Here is a 15,571-nt window from a genome sequence, read left to right on the forward strand (position 1 = left end):
GGAACTTATGCTGTATCCAACACCTATTGCCAAGCTGATTGATAGCTATTCAAAGTTACCAGGTATCGGGATTAAAACGGCTACCCGCCTAGCCTTCTATACCATTGGAATGTCTGATGACGATGTCAATGAATTTGCCAAAAACCTACTGTCTGCTAAGCGGGAATTGACCTATTGTTCCATCTGTGGTCGCTTGACCGACGATGATCCCTGCTCTATCTGTACAGATCCAACTCGAGACCAGACAACCATCTTGGTGCTAGAGGATAGTCGCGATGTGGCAGCTATGGAAAATATCCAAGAATACCACGGGCTCTATCATGTTTTGCACGGCCTCATTTCTCCTATGAATGGTATCAGCCCAGACGATATCAATCTCAAGAGCCTTATGACTCGTCTCATGGATAGTGAGGTTTCAGAGGTGATCGTGGCAACCAATGCGACGGCTGATGGGGAAGCAACATCTATGTATCTCTCTCGTTTGCTCAAACCAGCTGGTATAAAGGTCACTCGTCTAGCACGAGGTCTAGCCGTGGGAGCAGATATCGAGTACGCGGATGAAGTCACACTCTTACGAGCTATTGAAAATCGGACAGAGTTGTAGGAGTAAACAAATTTACGAACTCAATTCATTTATACAAGAACGGGGAGACCGAGTTTGTCGTTATCGGTCTCTTTTTATATTTCTTTACTACCAGTACCATGTTCAAGTTTCAAAAAAGAAGCAAATATGATATACTAAGGTGCGAGTATTCTATTAGAAAATAGGACAGTAATATGAAACAAACAATTATTCTTTTATACGGTGGGCGGAGTGCAGAGCGTGAAGTCTCTGTCCTTTCAGCTGAAAGTGTTATGCGTGCGGTCAACTACGACCGTTTCACAGTCAAGACTTTCTTCATCAGCCAGTCAGGTGACTTTATCAAAACGCAAGAATTTAGCCAGACTCCAGGTCAAGAGGATCGTCTCATGACCAATGCGACCATTGACTGGGACAAGAAAGTTGCGCCAAGTGCCATCTATGAAGAAGGTGCAGTAGTCTTTCCAGTTCTTCACGGTCCGATGGGAGAAGATGGCTCTGTTCAAGGATTCTTGGAAATCTTGAAAATGCCTTATGTCGGCTGTAATATCTTGTCATCCAGCCTTGCCATGGATAAAATCACGACCAAGCGGGTTTTGGAATCCGTAGGGATTGCCCAAGTTCCTTATGTAGCCATCGTCGAAGGCGATGATGTGATGGCTAAAATCGCTGAAGTTGAAGAAAAATTGACTTATCCAGTCTTCACAAAGCCGTCAAACATGGGTTCCAGTGTCGGTATTTCTAAGTCTGAAAATCAAGAGGAACTCCGTCAAGCATTGAAACTTGCCTTCCAATATGACAGCCGTGTCTTGGTTGAGCAAGGAGTAAATGCCCGTGAAATCGAGATTGGTCTCTTGGGTAACTACGATGTCAAGAGCACTTTGCCAGGTGAAGTGGTCAAGGATGTTGCCTTTTATGACTATGATGCCAAATATATCGATAACAAGATTACCATGGACATCCCAGCCAAGATTAGTGATGATGTGGTAGCTGTCATGCGTCAAAATGCAGAAACTGCCTTCCGTGCGATTGGTGGACTAGGTCTATCTCGTTGTGATTTCTTCTATACAGATAAGGGCGAGATTTTCCTAAACGAGCTTAATACCATGCCAGGTTTTACCCAGTGGTCTATGTATCCACTGCTATGGGACAATATGGGAATCAGCTACCCAGAACTAATTGAGCGTTTGGTTGACCTTGCCAGGGAAAGCTTTGACAAGCGCGAAGCGCATTTGCTATAAAAATGAAAGAGAGGGGTAGGAGCCAGAACTGTCACTGCTAGGTGAGTAGAGTTCGTGGACTTCAACCCTTTTTAAAGGAGTAGAAATGAAATTAACAATCCACGAAGTTGCGCAAGCTGTTGGAGCTAAAAATGATGTCAGCATTTTTGAGGACACCCAGTTAGAAAAAGCTGAGTTTGATAGTCGTTTGATTACTGATGGAGATTTGTTTGTTCCGCTCAAGGGAGCGCGTGACGGTCATGACTTTATCGAAACAGCTTTTGAAAATGGTGCAGCAGTAACCTTGTCTGAGAAAGAGATTGCAAATCATCCCTACATTCTAGTAGATGATGTGTTGACTGCTTTTCAAAGGCTAGCTGCCTACTATCTTGAAAAAATGGGTGTTGATGTCTTTGCTGTTACAGGTTCAAATGGCAAGACAACGACCAAGGATATGCTGGCGCATTTACTGTCAACAACCTACAAGACCTACAAAACTCAAGGCAATTACAATAACGAGATTGGCCTTCCTTACACAGTTCTCCACATGCCTGAAGGGACAGAAAAGTTGGTCTTGGAGATGGGGCAGGATCACTTGGGAGATATTCATCTTTTGTCTGAATTGGCTCATCCAAAAACAGCCATCGTGACCTTGGTTGGAGAAGCCCATTTGGCCTTTTTTAAAGACCGTTCGGAAATTGCCAAAGGAAAAATGCAAATTGCAGACGGTATGGCTCCGGGTTCCGTTCTCTTAGCACCAGCTGATCCTATTGTCGAGGACTACTTGCCTACTGATAAAAAGGTGGTTCGTTTTGGTCAAGGAGCAGAGCTAGAAATAACAGACTTGGTTGAGCGCAAAGATAGTCTGACCTTTAAGGCTAATTTCTTGGAGCAAGCTCTTGACTTGCCGGTAACTGGTAAGTACAATGCCACCAATGCTATGATTGCTACTTATGTGGCTCTACAAGAAGGAGTTTCAGAGGAGCAGATTCGTCAGGCTTTCCAAAATCTTGAATTGACTCGTAACCGTACCGAGTGGAAGAAAGCTGCCAACGGAGCAGATATTCTGTCAGATGTTTACAATGCCAATCCAACAGCCATGAAGCTAATTTTAGAGACTTTCTCTGCTATTCCAGCCAATGAAGGGGGCAAGAAAATAGCAGTTTTGGCGGATATGAAGGAACTCGGTGGCCAGTCTGTTCAGCTCCATAACCAGATGATTTTGAGCCTTTCCCCAGACGTACTGGATACCGTTATCTTCTATGGAGAAGACATCGCTGAATTAGCCCAATTGGCTAGTCAAATGTTCCCAATCGGCCACGTTTTCTATTTTAAGAAAACAGCTGACGAGGATCAATTTGAAGACCTAGTCAAGCAGGTTAAGGAAAGCCTAGGTACCAATGACCAAATTTTGCTCAAAGGCTCTAACTCCATGAATCTAGCTAAGTTGGTAGAAAGTTTAGAAAATGAATGCAAGTGATTTTGCCAAGTATCTGCAAAGAATGTTAGCTGTTACGGATACTGGATTAACCTTTACAAAAGATCCTTTCGACCGTGAGCGCTACGAGGACTTGCGAAGCCTGTTATCTGAAATGTTGAATCAGGTATCAGACCTCGATGCAGAAGAAGTGGCAGAAGTCTTGAAACCAACGTCCGCTTATGCAACTCCTCTGATGGACGTCCGTGCTTGGATTGTTGAGGATGAAAAAGTCTGTTTAGTTAGAGGAAAAGGGGAGGATAGTTGGGCTTTGCCAGGTGGTTTTGGTGAAGTCGGATATTCTCCAACCGAAAATATTCTCAAGGAAATTGAAGAAGAAACTGGTTTTAAAGCAAAAGCTGAAAGGTTACTTGCAGTTTTTGACACTAATCGTTTCCAACTACAGAGCAAACAATATGCAAAGTTTGTCTTTGAATGCCAACTTTTTGACGGACAATTTCAAGAGAATCAAGAAATTGCCGACCTTCAATTTTTTGCCATTGACCAACTGCCAGCCTTGTCTGAAAAACGCATCACCAAGGAGCAGATGGAGATTCTTTGGCAGGTTTATCAGGGACAAAGAGAGCAATATATTGATTAGGTTATGCTAGAGAAGTCTGCAAATCAAAAAAGGGTGTCTGCAAGGTGCATTTCTGCGAGACAAATGATATAATAGGTTGCGAATTTAAGTCGCAAGTATTCTATGCATAGTATAGAATCAAGCTTTTTCAAAAAAATTAAAAAGGTCGAGCAGTGACTTTTCTACTGCTCTGGCTAGATGAACGAGGAATAGAATATGAATTTGTGGGAACAATTATTTACCACACAGATATCAGAACCGCCCCAGTTTGAACTCTACTGGTATATTGGTTTGTTATGTTTATTGGCTCTTACTTTCTATGCTTCTTATCGCTTTCGCGACAAGGTGGCTTACCAGCGCTTTATTCAGATCCTTCAGTCTGTTCAATTGATTGTTCTGTATAGCTGGTATTGGGGGAATCAAATGCCCTTATCAGAAAGTTTGCCCTTCTATCATTGTCGTATCGCCATGTTTGTCATGCTCTTGATTCCAGGTACTTCCAAGTACAAGCAATACTTTGCCCTTCTAGGAACCTTTGGAGCAACTGCAGCTCTGGCTTATCCACTCTTTGACCCGTATCCGTTTCCGCACGTGACCATCCTGTCCTTTATCATCGGGCACGTGGCACTTTTGGGGAATGCGCTCCTATACTTGTTTAAGAATTATGAAGCTTCCCTGCTCAATTTGAAAAATGTGACAGTGATTACATTTTCTTTAAATGCCTTGATAGGAGTTGTCAACTTGGTTGTAGGTGGAGATTATGGATTTTTAAATAAACCACCACTAGTGGGAAATCACGGACTATTGGCGAACTACCTCATCGTGTCCAGTGTGTTGGTAGCAGCAATCAGCTTGACTGCAAAAGTAGTAGAGGTCTTTTTGCAACAAAGAGCAGAAAAAATGATTCAAGAGAAAGCTTAAAAAGGCCTTCTCTTTTTTTGATTAAATATGCAAAATATAGCTGTAAGGATATAAAAATAATGATTGCTCCTGAGAAAAATTATTTAAAAGACTTTTACAAAAAACCTAGAGGAAATTTATGAAAAACTAAGCACGATTGGATTTTTTGTGTTATAATATTTTGTGAATAGCTGTGTCTTGTCACAGTTATTGAAAATAGAAGTGAGAAACTTGGAAGACAGAGAGGATGCAATGTAATGACTAGAGATGGTTTTTTTACAGGCTTAGATATCGGAACTAGCTCCATCAAAGTGCTGGTTGCCGAACATAGAGATGGTGAAGTAAATGTAATTGGCGTTAGCAATGCCAAGAGTAAAGGTGTCAAAGACGGGATTATCGTTGATATTGAGGCTGCTGCTTCAGCAATTAAATCCGCAATTTCCCAGGCAGAAGAGAAGGCAGGAATTTCAATCAAGTCTGTCAATGTTGGTTTACCAGCAAACCTCTTGCAGGTTGAACCAACACAAGGAATGATTCCTGTAACATCAGATACAAAAGAAATTACAGATCAGGATGTTGAAAATGTTGTCAAATCAGCTTTGACAAAGAGCATGACTCCTGACCGTGAAGTGATTACGTTCATTCCTGAAGAGTTTATCGTGGATGGTTTCCAAGGTATTCGTGACCCTCGTGGCATGATGGGAGTGCGTTTGGAAATGCGTGGCTTACTTTACACAGGACCTCGTACCATCCTTCATAACCTTCGTAAAACCGTGGAGCGTGTGGGGATCCATGTTGACAACGTCATCATCTCGCCATTAGCGATTGTAAATTCAGTTCTCAATGAGGGAGAACGTGAGTTTGGTGCGACAGTGATTGATATGGGTGGTGGGCAGACTACAGTTGCAACCATTCGCAATCAAGAATTGCAATTTACAAACATTTACCAAGAGGGTGGAGAATATGTCACTAAAGATATTTCCAAGGTCTTAAAAACCTCCCAAAAAATCGCAGAAAGTTTGAAACTAAACTATGGTGAAGCTTATGTTCCACTAGCAAGTAACGAGACTTTCCAAGTAGAAGTCATTGGTGAAGTAGATCCTGTTGAAGTGACAGAAAGCTACTTGGCAGAAATTATTTCAGCACGTATCAAACATATTTTTGATCAAATTAAACAGGAGTTAGACAGAAGACACTTGTTGGATCTACCAGGTGGTATCGTTCTGATCGGCGGAAACGCGATTTTACCAGGAGTTGTCGAATTGGCGCAAGAAGTGTTTGGTGTTCGAGTGAAACTCTATGTACCAAATCAAGTGGGAATTCGCAACCCTGCTTTTGCACATGTAATCAGCTTGTCTGAGTTTGCAGGTAAATTGACAGAAGTGAATCTTCTGGCTCAAAAGGCAGTCAGAGGAGATGAATTCCTTCGTCAAAAACCAATTAATTTTGGTGTTTCAAATCAAAGTGTGACACCGATTATACAAACAACTCCAGTGCAACCAGCTACTGCAGCAACTGACATCACACCTGACAGTGGCCGTGCTCCAAGAGACGAATTCCAAGCAAGTTCTCAAGATAAACCGAAATTAACAGACCGTTTCCGCAGCTTGATCGGAAGCATGTTTGATGAATAAAAGAGGAAAAGAAATTATGATATTTTCATTTGATACAGCAGCTGCTCAAGGTGCAGTTATTAAAGTAATTGGTGTTGGTGGAGGCGGAGGTAATGCTATTAACCGCATGATCGACGAAGGTGTTTCAGGCGTAGAATTCATCGCAGCGAACACAGACTTACAAGCCTTAAGCAGTACAAAAGCTGAAACAGTTATCCAACTTGGTCCAAAATTGACTCGTGGTTTGGGTGCTGGGGGTCGTCCAGAAGTTGGACGTAAGGCTGCAGAAGAAAGCGAAGAAGCTCTGACTGAAGCAATCAGCGGTGCAGATATGGTCTTCATTACTGCTGGTATGGGGGGAGGATCTGGAACAGGTGCGGCTCCAGTGATTGCACGTATCGCAAAAGATCTTGGGGCCCTTACAGTCGGTGTTGTGACTCGTCCTTTCGGCTTTGAAGGAAGCAAACGTGGTCAGTACGCTGTAGAAGGAATCAACGAGCTTCGTGAACATGTAGATACCCTATTGATCATTTCAAACAACAACTTGCTTGAAATTGTTGATAAGAAGACACCGCTTCTTGAAGCTCTTAGTGAGGCAGATAACGTCCTTCGCCAAGGTGTTCAAGGGATTACAGACTTGATTACCAACCCAGGTTTGATCAACCTTGACTTTGCCGATGTGAAAACTGTCATGGCAAACAAAGGGAATGCCCTCATGGGTATCGGTATTGGCAGTGGAGAAGAGCGTGTCGTTGAAGCGGCTCGTAAAGCGATTTACTCACCACTTCTTGAAACAACCATTGACGGTGCTGAAGATGTCATTGTCAACGTTACTGGTGGTCTTGATTTGACCTTGATTGAAGCGGAAGAAGCTTCAGAAATCGTCAACCAAGCAGCTGGTCAAGGAGTGAATATCTGGCTTGGAACATCAATCGACGAAAGCATGAAAGATGAAATCCGTGTAACAGTTGTAGCGACTGGTGTTCGTCAAGAACGTGTAGAAAAAGTTGTTGGTTCTCCAGTAAAACAAGCGGCTCGTCGTGAAGCCTCAAGACAACCGCACCCTCAAAATTTTGATCGTCATTTTGACCTAGAAGATACAGCAGAATTACCAAAACAAAGCCAACGACGTTTTGAAACAAGTCAATCTTCTGCTTTTGGTGATTGGGACTTGCGTCGTGAATCAATCGTTCGTCAAACTGATTCAGTCGTATCACCTGTAGAACGTTTCGAAGCACCGACTTATCAGGACGAAGATGAGTTGGACACACCTCCATTCTTCAAGAATCGTTAATCAATGGATTTGAAAAAAAATACAGAGTTCGTTTTTCAGCAGGTCGCTGAAGCTAGCCGAGAAGCCAATCGTGATCCAGCTTCTGTTTCAATTATTGCAGTGACAAAATATGTGGACGTAAAAACAGCGGAAGCCCTGCTTCCCCTGGGTGTTCATCATATTGGTGAAAATCGTGTTGATAAATTTTTAGAAAAATATCAGACGTTAAAAGAATTCCCTGTCACTTGGCATTTGATTGGAACGCTACAAAGACGGAAGGTTAAAGAAGTAATCCCTTTTGTGGATTACTTTCATGCTTTAGATTCCTTAAAATTGGCACAGGAGATTCAAAAGAGAACAGATCATGTTATCAAGTGTTTCCTACAGGTCAATATTTCAGGAGAAGAAAGCAAGCACGGTTTTTCAAAAGAAGAATTACTAGAACTTTTGCCGGACTTGGCTCAGCTAGATCAGATTGAGTATGTTGGTTTGATGACCATGGCTCCTTTTGAGGCAGATTCTGATGAATTGAAGCAAATTTTCAAGAAAACTCAGGAACTGCAAGCAGAAATTAGGGAAAAACAAATTCCTAATATGCCGATGACAGAGTTAAGCATGGGCATGAGTCGTGACTATAAGGAAGCGATTCAATTTGGTTCGACCTTTGTTCGAATTGGCACAGCATTTTTTAAATAGGAGAGATCTATGTCTTTAAAAGATAGATTTGATAAATTTATAGATTATTTTACAGAAGATGGGGAAGAAACAACTGCGACTTATCAACCTCAGGATGAGCAGATGATTGCTTCATCGAGTTCAGCTTCTAAAGAACTGCCAGCGCAGTTTCAATCAAGCACTTCAAAAGATGCCAACATCACTCGCTTACATGCTCGCCAACAAGAATTGGCTATGCAAAGTCATCGTACTGATGAAAAAGTAACGATTGATGTTCGTTATCCTAGAAAATATGAGGATGCAACAGAGATTGTGGATTTATTGGCTGGAAATGAAAGTATCTTGATTGACTTCCAGTACATGACAGAAGTTCAGGCTCGTCGTTGTCTAGATTATCTGGACGGTGCCCGTCATGTTTTGGCAGGTAATCTGAAAAAAGTTGCGAGTACAATGTATTTGTTGACACCAGTCAATGTGGTTGTGAATATTGAAGATATCAAGTTGCCTGATGATTCTCAAAGTGCAGAATTTGGTTTTGATATTAAACGAAATAGAGCAAGATGATGATTTTTCTGATTCGTCTAATCCAAAATGCAGTGAATATCTATTCCCTGCTTTTGTTAATCTATGCACTCCTCTCTTGGTTTCCAAATTCTTACGGTAGTTCACTAGAACGTTTACTGGAAAAGCTTATTAGACCGATTGTTGATCCACTTCGCCGTTTACCTTTACAATTTGGAGGTTTGGATTTATCCATTTGGCTGGCAATCCTAATCGTCCGTTTTTTGGGTGACAGCTTGATTCGTTTCTTGTTGATACTATGATGACAAATAAAGCGATTTACCAGCACTTCTCCCTTGATGATGCTCCCTTTATTGATAAGGGATTAGAGTGGATCAAGCGGGTGGAAGATACTTATACTCCTGTCCTCACTGCTTTTGTCAACCCGCATCAGGAACATATATTGAGGGTTTTGGCTGGGACCCATGGACTGGGCTGTGTGAGTAGCGGAGAATATATCCATACGGAATTTGTCCGTGTTCTTCTGTATCCGGACTATTTCAGTCCGACACTGTCAGATTTTGAAATGGCATTGCTAGAGATCCGTTATCCAAGTAGATTTGAACAGCTAACACATGCAAAGATTTTGGGGACAATCATCAATCAACTAGGAATTGATCGTAAGCTCTTTGGTGATATCTTGGTAGATGAAAAGAGAGCACAGATTTTTGTCAATCGTGATTTTATCCCTCTGTTTCAGGACGGGATACAAAAGATTGCCAGACTACCTGTGTCGCTGGAGGAATGTCCTTTCACCGATAAAATCATATCTGAGATCAATTATCAAGAACAAGAGATTTTGATTTCCAGTTTTCGCTTGGATGCGCTCTTATCAAGTGCCTTGAAATTATCCAGAAAGCAGGCTAGTCAACTCATAGAGAAAAAATCTGTTCAGGTAAACTACCACCCCATTGAAAAATTAGATTATCTAGTAGCTGTAGGGGATTTAATTAGTGTGAGAAAGTTTGGTCGTCTGAAGATTGTCAAAGAAAATGGGCAAACTAAAAGGGATAAGATAAAACTGACTATCCAATTATTATTAAGTAAGTGAGGAAAAGTATGCCAATTACATCATTAGAAATTAAAGATAAAACCTTTTCTACGAAATTCAGAGGGTTTGATCCAGAAGAAGTAGATGAATTTCTTGATATTGTTGTTCGTGATTACGAGGGCTTAGTTCGCAATAATCACGAAATGGAAAGACACATTAGAAGTTTAGAAGAGCGCTTATCTTACTTTGATGAGATGAAAGATTCTTTGAGCCAGTCTGTTTTGATTGCTCAAGATACGGCTGAACGTGTAAAGCAAGCTGCTCAAGAGCGCTCAAACAATATTATTCAACAGGCTGAGCAAGATGCCCAGCGCCTTCTTGAAGAGGCAAAATACAAGGCTAATGAGATCCTACGCCAGGCAACAGATAATGCTAAGAAAGTAGCTGTTGAGACAGAGGAATTGAAAAACAAAAGCCGTGTATTTCATCAACGTCTCAAATCTACGATTGAGAGTCAGTTGGCAATTGTCGAATCTTCAGATTGGGAAGACATTCTTCGTCCGACTGCGACTTATCTCCAAACAAGTGATGAAGCCTTTAAGGAAGTTGTAGGAGAGGTCTTGGGAGAAGCTGTTCCTTCGCAACCAGAAGAAGAGCCGATTGATGTGACTCGCCAATTTTCACCTGAAGAAATGGCTGAGCTACAAGCCCGCATCGAAGCAGGTAACAAAGAATTAGCTGAGTTTGAAGCTCAGCAGGCTAACAGTCAAGCGGAAAATCATGTGTTAAACATCGATATGCTTGTAGAAGAGATACAGTCTCATTCAGTTGAGCCACAACATGAGGATTCAGAAATCGTGACAGAGTATTTCTCAGTATCGCCATCAGCAACTGGAACTGCTTCTTCAACTACTAGCCATGGAGCACAACAAGAATCCGTTACAATATTATAAGAAATAAATGTGAGAACAAGATCTAACCAACTATATTTCCAGCGAGTAGGAGATGGTGTGAGTCCTGCAATCCCTAGTGGTGAGATTATCCTCTCAAGCAATCCAGTCTGAAATTAGTAAGGCTGGACGTTTCCCACGTTACGGGACAAGAGGGGAAAAGACAAAGTCTTTTTCCGAACAAAGGTGGTACCACGATTTTCGTCCTTTTTAGCGATTCGTGGTTTTTAATTTGTCTATATAATAAAGGAGATATAATGAAACTCAAAGATACCCTAAATCTTGGAAAAACTGAATTTCCAATGCGTGCTGGACTTCCTACTAAAGAACCACTATGGCAAAAAGAGTGGGACGAAGCGAAACTTTACCAACGTCGTCAAGAATTGAACCAAGGAAAACCGCATTTCACCTTGCATGATGGACCTCCCTATGCCAACGGAAATATCCACGTTGGGCACGCCATGAACAAGATTTCTAAAGATATTATTGTTCGTTCAAAATCCATGTCAGGCTTTTATGCGCCTTATATTCCAGGTTGGGATACACATGGTCTACCAATCGAGCAAGTTTTGGCAAAACAAGGTGTCAAACGCAAAGAAATGGACTTGGTTGAGTACTTGAAACTTTGCCGTGATTATGCTCTTTCTCAAGTAGATAAACAACGCGAAGACTTTAAACGTTTAGGTGTTTCTGGTGACTGGGAAAATCCTTATGTGACTTTGACTCCAGACTATGAAGCGGCTCAAATCCGTGTCTTTGGTGAAATGGCAAACAAAGGTTATATCTACCGTGGTGCCAAGCCAGTTTATTGGTCATGGTCATCTGAGTCAGCCCTTGCTGAAGCGGAAATTGAATACCATGACTTGCTTTCAACTTCCCTTTACTATGCTAACCGCGTCAAAGATGGAAAAGGTGTACTAGATACAGATACTTACATCGTTGTCTGGACAACAACTCCATTTACCATCACAGCTTCTCGTGGTTTGACAGTTGGAGCAGATATTGATTATGTATTGGTACAACCAGCTGGTGAAGCTCGTAAGTTTGTGGTTGCTTCAGAATTGTTGAACAGCCTTTCTGAGAAATTTGGCTGGGCTGATGTTCAAGTTTTGGCGACTTACCGTGGTCAAGAATTGAATAAAATTGTGACAGCTCACCCATGGGATACGGCTGTAGATGAGTTGGTAATCCTTGGTGACCACGTTACGACTGACTCTGGTACTGGTATTGTCCATACAGCCCCTGGTTTTGGTGAGGACGACTACAATGTTGGTGTTGCCAACGGCCTTGAAGTTGCTGTAACAGTTAACGAACGCGGTATTATGATGGAAAATGCTGGCCCTGACTTTGCGGGTCAATTCTATGACAAGGTTGTGCCGACTGTTATCGAAAAACTGGGTGATTTACTCCTTGCTCAAGAAGAAATCTCTCACTCCTATCCATTTGACTGGCGTACCAAGAAACCAATCATCTGGCGTGCAGTGCCACAATGGTTTGCTTCTGTATCAAAATTCCGCCAAGAAATCTTGGATGAAATTGAAAAAGTGAAGTTCCACTCAGAATGGGGGAAAGTGCGTCTTTACAACATGATCCGTGACCGTGGTGACTGGGTCATCTCTCGTCAACGTGCTTGGGGAGTTCCCCTTCCTATCTTCTACGCTGAAGACGGAACACCAATCATGACAGCTGAAACCATTGAACATGTGGCCCAACTTTTTGAAGACCACGGCTCACTTATCTGGTGGGAACGTGATGCTAAAGACCTCTTGCCAGAAGGATTTACCCATCCAGGTTCACCAAATGGGGAATTCAAGAAAGAAACAGATATCATGGACGTTTGGTTTGACTCAGGTTCATCATGGAACGGAGTTGTGGTAAACCGTCCAGAACTCAAATATCCAGCAGACCTCTACCTTGAAGGTTCTGACCAATACCGTGGTTGGTTCAACTCATCACTTATCACATCAGTTGCCAACCATGGCGTAGCGCCTTACAAACAAATCTTGTCGCAAGGTTTTGCCCTTGACGGTAAAGGTGAGAAGATGTCTAAATCTCTTGGAAATACCATTGCTCCAAGCGATGTTGAAAAACAATTTGGCGCGGAAATCCTACGTCTCTGGGTGACAAGTGTAGATTCAAGCAACGACGTTCGTATCTCTATGGACATCTTGAGCCAAGTTTCTGAAACCTACCGTAAGATCCGTAACACTCTTCGTTTCTTGATCGCCAATACATCTGACTTTAACCCAACTGTGGATGCTGTAGCTTATGAAGAACTTCGTTCCGTTGATAAGTATATGACTATTCGCTTTAACCAGCTTGTGAAAACGATTCGTGATGCTTATGCAAACTTTGAATTCTTGACAATTTACAAGGCCTTGGTGAACTTTATCAACGTTGATTTGTCAGCCTTCTACCTTGATTTTGCTAAAGACGTTGTTTACATCGAAGGTGCAAAATCGCTCGAACGTCGTCAAATGCAGACTGTCTTTTATGACATTCTTGTCAAAATCACCAAACTCTTAACACCAATCCTGCCACACACAGCAGAAGAAATCTGGTCATATCTTGAGTTTGAAGCTGAAGACTTCGTTCAATTGTCAGAACTACCAGAAGCTCAAACATTTGCCAACCAAGAAGAGATCTTGGATACCTGGGCGGCCTTCATGGACTTCCGCGGACAAGCTCAAAAAGCCTTGGAAGAAGCGCGTAATGCCAAAGTAATCGGTAAATCGCTTGAAGCACACTTGACAGTTTATCCAAACGAAGTTGTGAAAACTCTTCTTGGAGCAGTAGACAGCAATGTGGCTCAACTTTTGATCGTATCAGACTTGACTATTGCAGATGGACCAGCTCCAGAAAACGCAGTTAGCTTCGAAGATGTAGCCTTCACAGTTGAACGCGCTGCAGGTGAGGTATGTGATCGTTGCCGTCGTATCGATCCAACTACTGCTGAACGTAGCTACCATGCAGTCATTTGTGACCACTGTGCAGGCATCGTAGAAGAAAACTTTGCGGATGCAGTTGCAGAAGGATTTGAAGCGAAATAATCAGAAAGAGACTGAGAAAGGTCGCTAAAATCATAAAAACGCATAATATCAAGAGTTCAAGTGCTTTGATATTATGCGTTTTATCATGGGAAAATTTACTAGTCCATTTCCTCAAATGAAGTTCTTTCTAGCTTGTCCGTGTAGATAATTAACCTAATAAACTATTCAGTTTTCTCATAATTTTATATTTCTACTAATTATAAAGAGACTATAGAACTTAAAATTATTTTTTGAAAATCAATATTTATTATAAAATTTTATAAGATTGTTTAATTTTTAGATGAATTATGATAGAAAAATACCTATAAAAATTTTAAGGAGATTATTATGAAAACAAATACACTTGCTCGTGTTAACGCTATTTTTGGTCTTATTTCAGGAATTGTATTGCTTTTAGCGCCAGTCATCATGTTTATGATGGCTGTTGGAGCTGCTGCAGCGACTGAAGACGCAGATGTAACACTTGGAACATTGACAGGGATTTCAATTATTTTGTTATTGGTTAAAATTGCTGTTTTGGTATTGGGAATTGTTGCTATTGTTTATTATAAAGATGATGAACGTGTTACGAATGCACCTTCTGTTTTGCTCATTGTAGGTGGTGCGGTCGGTTTGATTCCACTTTTGGGATGGGTAGGTGGAATTCTAACCATTATTGGTGGTTCACTCTACTTTGGAACTTTGAAAAAATTTGTAATTGAAGAGTAGTAGTTTTTTAATTATTTAGGAGAAACTGCTTCATTTTCTGTTGAGAACAATTATGATAATATGAAAAAGAGAAGACAGAGAAGCTCTTCTCTTTTTCGTTGATTTTCACTAGCTTTTTTGTGAAAAATTGTGTAAAATGGAATAGATAAACGAGGGTAACCTCGAAAAATTAAAGGAGAATCCATCTAATGGTAAAATTGGTTTTTGCTCGCCACGGTGAGTCTGAATGGAACAAAGCTAACCTTTTCACTGGTTGGGCTGATGTTGATTTGTCTGAAAAAGGAACACAACAAGCGATTGACGCTGGTAAATTGATCAAAGAAGCTGGTATCGAATTTGACCAAGCTTACACTTCAGTATTGAAACGTGCGATTAAAACAACAAACTTGGCTCTTGAAGCTGCTGACCAATTGTGGGTTCCAGTTGAAAAATCATGGCGCTTGAACGAACGTCACTACGGTGGTTTGACTGGTAAAAACAAGGCTGAAGCTGCTGAACAATTTGGTGATGAGCAAGTTCACATCTGGCGTCGTTCATACGATGTATTGCCTCCAAACATGGACCGTGATGATGAGCACTCAGCTCACACTGACCGTCGTTACGCTTCACTTGACGACTCAGTTATCCCAGATGCTGAAAACTTGAAAGTGACTTTGGAACGTGCCCTTCCATTCTGGGAAGACAAAATCGCTCCAGCACTTAAAGATGGTAAAAACGTATTCGTAGGAGCTCACGGTAACTCAATCCGTGCCCTTGTAAAACACATCAAACGCTTGTCAGATGACGAAATCATGGACGTGGAAATTCCTAACTTCCCACCATTGGTATTCGAATTTGACGAAAAATTGAACGTAGTTTCTGAATACTACCTTGGAAAATAATCTATAAACAGAAAGCCTAGGAATTCCTAGGCTTTTTTGTGTTTGCTTCTAGTTTTCAACTAGTTAAAAAAGCGTTATAATGATAGTAAAGAGTGACTTGATTGTAAGAAAG

15 protein-coding genes are annotated in these 15,571 nt (G+C 41.4%); all 15 read left to right on the forward strand.

Going from position 1 to position 15,571, the window contains the following annotated elements; genetic code table 11:
* Positions 1-7: 7 nt before the first annotated feature.
* Complete coding sequence (gene recR / locus M1F97_RS01325; RefSeq protein ID WP_000966754.1) at positions 8-604, forward strand: recombination mediator RecR; 597 nt, start codon at positions 8-10, stop codon at positions 602-604.
* 173 nt (positions 605-777) lie between these two features.
* Positions 778-1,821, forward strand: coding sequence for a D-alanine--D-alanine ligase (locus M1F97_RS01330; RefSeq protein WP_247943940.1), 1,044 nt, complete (start codon positions 778-780; stop codon positions 1,819-1,821).
* An 85-nt stretch (positions 1,822-1,906) separates the two neighbouring features.
* Positions 1,907-3,280, forward strand: coding sequence for a UDP-N-acetylmuramoyl-tripeptide--D-alanyl-D-alanine ligase (locus M1F97_RS01335; protein WP_247943941.1), 1,374 nt, complete (start codon positions 1,907-1,909; stop codon positions 3,278-3,280).
* Positions 3,267-3,878: an NUDIX hydrolase N-terminal domain-containing protein gene (locus tag M1F97_RS01340; RefSeq protein ID WP_247943942.1), complete on the forward strand. Its 612-nt coding sequence runs from the start codon at positions 3,267-3,269 to the stop codon at positions 3,876-3,878. The genes M1F97_RS01335 and M1F97_RS01340 overlap by 14 nt, the downstream gene beginning before the upstream one ends.
* 195 nt (positions 3,879-4,073) lie before the next feature.
* Positions 4,074-4,778 carry a YwaF family protein gene (locus tag M1F97_RS01345; RefSeq protein WP_247943943.1) on the forward strand — a complete coding sequence of 235 codons (705 nt, stop codon included), beginning with the start codon at positions 4,074-4,076 and terminating at the stop codon, positions 4,776-4,778.
* Between the two features lie 236 nt (positions 4,779-5,014).
* Positions 5,015-6,391 carry a cell division protein FtsA gene (ftsA, locus tag M1F97_RS01350; protein ID WP_247943944.1) on the forward strand — a complete coding sequence of 459 codons (1,377 nt, stop codon included), beginning with the start codon at positions 5,015-5,017 and terminating at the stop codon, positions 6,389-6,391.
* A 16-nt stretch (positions 6,392-6,407) separates the two neighbouring features.
* On the forward strand, positions 6,408-7,664 hold the full coding sequence (gene ftsZ / locus M1F97_RS01355) for a cell division protein FtsZ (RefSeq protein ID WP_169446380.1): 1,257 nt from the start codon (positions 6,408-6,410) through the stop codon (positions 7,662-7,664).
* Positions 7,665-7,667: 3 nt separating this feature from the next.
* On the forward strand, positions 7,668-8,339 hold the full coding sequence (locus M1F97_RS01360; protein WP_000364414.1) for a YggS family pyridoxal phosphate-dependent enzyme: 672 nt from the start codon (positions 7,668-7,670) through the stop codon (positions 8,337-8,339).
* Between the two features lie 9 nt (positions 8,340-8,348).
* Complete coding sequence (locus tag M1F97_RS01365) at positions 8,349-8,882, forward strand: cell division protein SepF (RefSeq protein ID WP_247943945.1); 534 nt, start codon at positions 8,349-8,351, stop codon at positions 8,880-8,882.
* Positions 8,882-9,142: a YggT family protein gene (locus tag M1F97_RS01370; RefSeq protein WP_000576497.1), complete on the forward strand. Its 261-nt coding sequence runs from the start codon at positions 8,882-8,884 to the stop codon at positions 9,140-9,142. The genes M1F97_RS01365 and M1F97_RS01370 overlap by 1 nt, the downstream gene beginning before the upstream one ends.
* The gene (locus M1F97_RS01375) at positions 9,139-9,930 is read left to right on the forward strand and encodes an RNA-binding protein (protein ID WP_247943946.1); all 792 of its coding nucleotides are present in this window, start codon (positions 9,139-9,141) and stop codon (positions 9,928-9,930) included. The genes M1F97_RS01370 and M1F97_RS01375 overlap by 4 nt, the downstream gene beginning before the upstream one ends.
* A gap of 8 nt (positions 9,931-9,938) precedes the next feature.
* Positions 9,939-10,823 carry a DivIVA domain-containing protein gene (locus M1F97_RS01380; protein ID WP_247943947.1) on the forward strand — a complete coding sequence of 295 codons (885 nt, stop codon included), beginning with the start codon at positions 9,939-9,941 and terminating at the stop codon, positions 10,821-10,823.
* 254 nt (positions 10,824-11,077) lie between these two features.
* On the forward strand, positions 11,078-13,870 hold the full coding sequence (gene ileS / locus M1F97_RS01385; RefSeq protein ID WP_247943948.1) for an isoleucine--tRNA ligase: 2,793 nt from the start codon (positions 11,078-11,080) through the stop codon (positions 13,868-13,870).
* Positions 13,871-14,197: 327 nt separating this feature from the next.
* Positions 14,198-14,578 (forward strand): hypothetical protein, encoded by a 381-nt coding sequence (locus tag M1F97_RS01390; RefSeq protein ID WP_000856380.1) that lies wholly within the window; start codon positions 14,198-14,200, stop codon positions 14,576-14,578.
* A 188-nt stretch (positions 14,579-14,766) separates the two neighbouring features.
* Positions 14,767-15,459 carry a phosphoglycerate mutase gene (locus M1F97_RS01395; RefSeq protein ID WP_000240126.1) on the forward strand — a complete coding sequence of 231 codons (693 nt, stop codon included), beginning with the start codon at positions 14,767-14,769 and terminating at the stop codon, positions 15,457-15,459.
* Positions 15,460-15,571 lie beyond the last annotated feature (112 nt).

The organism is Streptococcus oralis (genome assembly GCF_023110435.1).
Lineage (GTDB): Bacteria > Bacillota > Bacilli > Lactobacillales > Streptococcaceae > Streptococcus > Streptococcus oralis_CF.

Bases quoted from the DNA above. Each gene is read 5' to 3' on its own strand.
- ftsZ (WP_169446380.1), top strand. From the start codon at position 6,408: ATGATATTTTCATTTGATACAGCAGCTGCTCAAGGTGCAGTTATTAAA.
- M1F97_RS01390 (WP_000856380.1), top strand. From the start codon at position 14,198: ATGAAAACAAATACACTTGCTCGTGTTAACGCTATTTTTGGTCTTATT.
- M1F97_RS01340 (WP_247943942.1), top strand. From the start codon at position 3,267: ATGAATGCAAGTGATTTTGCCAAGTATCTGCAAAGAATGTTAGCTGTT.
- M1F97_RS01335 (WP_247943941.1), top strand. From the start codon at position 1,907: ATGAAATTAACAATCCACGAAGTTGCGCAAGCTGTTGGAGCTAAAAAT.
- M1F97_RS01370 (WP_000576497.1), top strand. From the start codon at position 8,882: ATGATTTTTCTGATTCGTCTAATCCAAAATGCAGTGAATATCTATTCC.
- ftsA (WP_247943944.1), top strand. From the start codon at position 5,015: ATGACTAGAGATGGTTTTTTTACAGGCTTAGATATCGGAACTAGCTCC.
- M1F97_RS01360 (WP_000364414.1), top strand. From the start codon at position 7,668: ATGGATTTGAAAAAAAATACAGAGTTCGTTTTTCAGCAGGTCGCTGAA.
- ileS (WP_247943948.1), top strand. From the start codon at position 11,078: ATGAAACTCAAAGATACCCTAAATCTTGGAAAAACTGAATTTCCAATG.
- M1F97_RS01380 (WP_247943947.1), top strand. From the start codon at position 9,939: ATGCCAATTACATCATTAGAAATTAAAGATAAAACCTTTTCTACGAAA.
- M1F97_RS01345 (WP_247943943.1), top strand. From the start codon at position 4,074: ATGAATTTGTGGGAACAATTATTTACCACACAGATATCAGAACCGCCC.
- M1F97_RS01330 (WP_247943940.1), top strand. From the start codon at position 778: ATGAAACAAACAATTATTCTTTTATACGGTGGGCGGAGTGCAGAGCGT.
- M1F97_RS01375 (WP_247943946.1), top strand. From the start codon at position 9,139: ATGATGACAAATAAAGCGATTTACCAGCACTTCTCCCTTGATGATGCT.
- M1F97_RS01395 (WP_000240126.1), top strand. From the start codon at position 14,767: ATGGTAAAATTGGTTTTTGCTCGCCACGGTGAGTCTGAATGGAACAAA.
- recR (WP_000966754.1), top strand. From the start codon at position 8: ATGCTGTATCCAACACCTATTGCCAAGCTGATTGATAGCTATTCAAAG.
- M1F97_RS01365 (WP_247943945.1), top strand. From the start codon at position 8,349: ATGTCTTTAAAAGATAGATTTGATAAATTTATAGATTATTTTACAGAA.